The following is a 2,500-nucleotide window of genomic DNA, read 5'->3' as shown; positions in this document are numbered from 1 at the left end:
ACAAGGGGAGTGAAAGAGACCTGAAACCGAACGCCTACAAGCAGTCGGAGCCCGCAAGGGTGACGGCGTACCTTTTGTATAATGGGTCCGCGAGTTTCTGTTTGCAGCAAGCTTAAGCCGTTAGGTGTAGGCGCAGCGAAAGCGAGTCCGAACAGGGCGCCCAGTTGCAGGCAGAAGACCCGAAACCGAGTGATCTAGCCATGGCCAGGCTGAAGGTGCGGTAACACGCACTGGAGGGCCGAACCCACGCCTGTTGAAAAAGTCGGGGATGAGCTGTGGCTAGGGGTGAAAGGCCAATCAAACTCGGAAATAGCTGGTTCTCCGCGAAATCTATTGAGGTAGATCGTCAGGCGAACACCGCCGGAGGTAGAGCACCGGAAGGGCTAGGGGGACCCAAAGTCCTACCAAACCCTACCGAACTCCGAATGCCGGTGAGTGCTACCTGGCAGACAGACAGTGGGTGCTAAGGTCCATTGTCGAGAGGGAAACAGCCCAGACCACCAGCTAAGGCCCCCAAATCGTGGCTAAGTGGGAAAGCATGTGAGACGGCCAAAACAACCAGGAGGTTGGCTTAGAAGCAGCCATCCTTTAAAGAAAGCGTAATAGCTCACTGGTCTAATAGCTGTCTTGCGGCGAAAATGTAACGGGGCTCAAGCCACGTGCCGAAGCTGTGGATGCATACGCAAGTATGCGTGGTAGCGGAGCGTTCCGTAGGCCTGCGAAGGTGGACCCGTGAGGGCCGCTGGAGGTATCGGAAGTGCGAATGCGGACATGAGTAGCGACAAAGAGGGTGAGAACCCCTCTCGCCGAAAGTCCAAGGGTTCCTGCGCAAGGCCAATCCGCGCAGGGTGAGCCGGCCCCTAAGGCGAGGGCGACAGCCGTAGCCGATGGAAACCAGGTGAATATTCCTGGGCCTGTCAGAAGTGACGAGTGTGAACCGTAGTCCCTCCTTATTGGATTGGAGAGGCTGCCGGATCACTCCAGGAAATAGCTCTGACATTATAGACCGTACCCGAAACCGACACAGGTGGACTGGTTGAGTATACCGAGGCGCTTGAGAGAACCATGCTGAAGGAACTAGGCAAATTACTCGCGTAACTTCGGGATAAGCGAGACCCATAGCCGGGCAACCGGAGATGGGTGGCACAGACCAGGGGGTGGCGACTGTTTAGTAAAAACACAGGGCTCTGCGAAATCGAGAGTTGAAGCCCCAGTAAACGGCGGCCGTAACTATAACGGTCCTAAGGTAGCGAAATTCCTTGTCGGGTAAGTTCCGACCTGCACGAATGGCGTAACGACCTCCCCACTGTCTCCAGCATGGGCTCAGCGAAATTGAATTCCCCGTGAAGATGCGGGGTACCCGTGGTCAGACGGAAAGACCCTATGAACCTTTACTGCAACTTCGCAGTGGCATCAGGAAGGGGCTGTGTAGGATAGGTGGGAGGCTATGAAACCGGGGCGCTAGCTTCGGCGGAGCCATCCTTGAAATACCACCCTGCGCCTTTCTGATGTCTAACTGAGCCCAGTTACCCTGGGCCAGGACCCTGCGTGGCGGGCAGTTTGACTGGGGCGGTCGCCTCCCAAATGGTAACGGAGGCGCGCGATGGTGGGCTCAAGCCGGTCGGACATCGGCTGTTGAGTGCAAAGGCATAAGCCCGCCTGACTGTGAGCGCGACAGCGCGAACAGAGACGAAAGTCGGCCTTAGTGATCCGGTGGTCCCGCGTGGAAGGGCCATCGCTCAACGGATAAAAGGTACTCTAGGGATAACAGGCTGATCTCCCCCAAGAGTCCACATCGACGGGGAGGTTTGGCACCTCGATGTCGGCTCATCGCATCCCGGGGCTGGAGCAGGTCCCAAGGGTTCGGCTGTTCGCCGATTAAAGCGGTAGCGAGGATCTGTCCCTAGTACGAGAGGACCGGGATGGACGTACCTCTGGTGTACCAGTTGTCGCGCCCGCGGCATCGCTGGGTAGCTAAGTACGGAACGGATAACCGCTGAAGGCATCTAAGCGGGAAACCAGCCTCTAAACGAGGTCTCCCCGAGGGTCGTGGTAGACCACCACGTCGATAGGCCGCAGGTATACGCCTGGTAACAGGCTCAGCCGAGCGGTCCTAATCACCCGAACGATCTCATTCAAAAACTCCGCCGTGGGCCTCAAAACCCACACCGCACGCAGCACCAATCCGCACTCACTCAAAATCACTCACCCATCACCAAATCAGTTACACATCATCCGTGTGCAAAAAAGTTCCGGCTCGGTGGCCCGGTGGCCATCGCGGGGTTGATACACCCGATCCCATCCCGAACTCGGACGTGAAACACCCCAGCGCCCATGGTACTGCATCTCAAGATGCGGGAGAGTAGGTCGCCGCCGGGCCACCAAGCCGGAACTTAACAAACACACGGATACTCTCACCACCGCGGGGTGGAGCAGCCCGGTAGCTCGTCAGGCTCATAACCTGAAGGTCACAGGTTCAAATCCTGTCCCCGCATCCAAA

Annotated in this window: 1 tRNA gene and 2 rRNA genes (1 of these 3 cut by a window edge); all 3 read left to right on the top strand. The window is 57.5% G+C overall.

Going from position 1 to position 2,500, the window contains the following annotated elements:
* A 23S ribosomal RNA gene (locus ACFOY6_RS23735) occupies window positions 1-2,138 on the top strand; it begins 471 nt to the left of the window's first position.
* 126 nt (window positions 2,139-2,264) lie between these two features.
* A 5S ribosomal RNA gene (gene rrf, locus ACFOY6_RS23730) occupies window positions 2,265-2,379 on the top strand.
* Between the two features lie 42 nt (window positions 2,380-2,421).
* Window positions 2,422-2,498: transfer RNA gene (locus ACFOY6_RS23725), tRNA-Met, on the top strand.
* Window positions 2,499-2,500 lie beyond the last annotated feature (2 nt).

It is taken from the genome of Teichococcus aestuarii (assembly GCF_042651065.1).
Lineage (GTDB): Bacteria > Pseudomonadota > Alphaproteobacteria > Acetobacterales > Acetobacteraceae > Pseudoroseomonas > Pseudoroseomonas aestuarii.
This window is presented reverse-complemented; position numbering and strand designations above follow the sequence as displayed.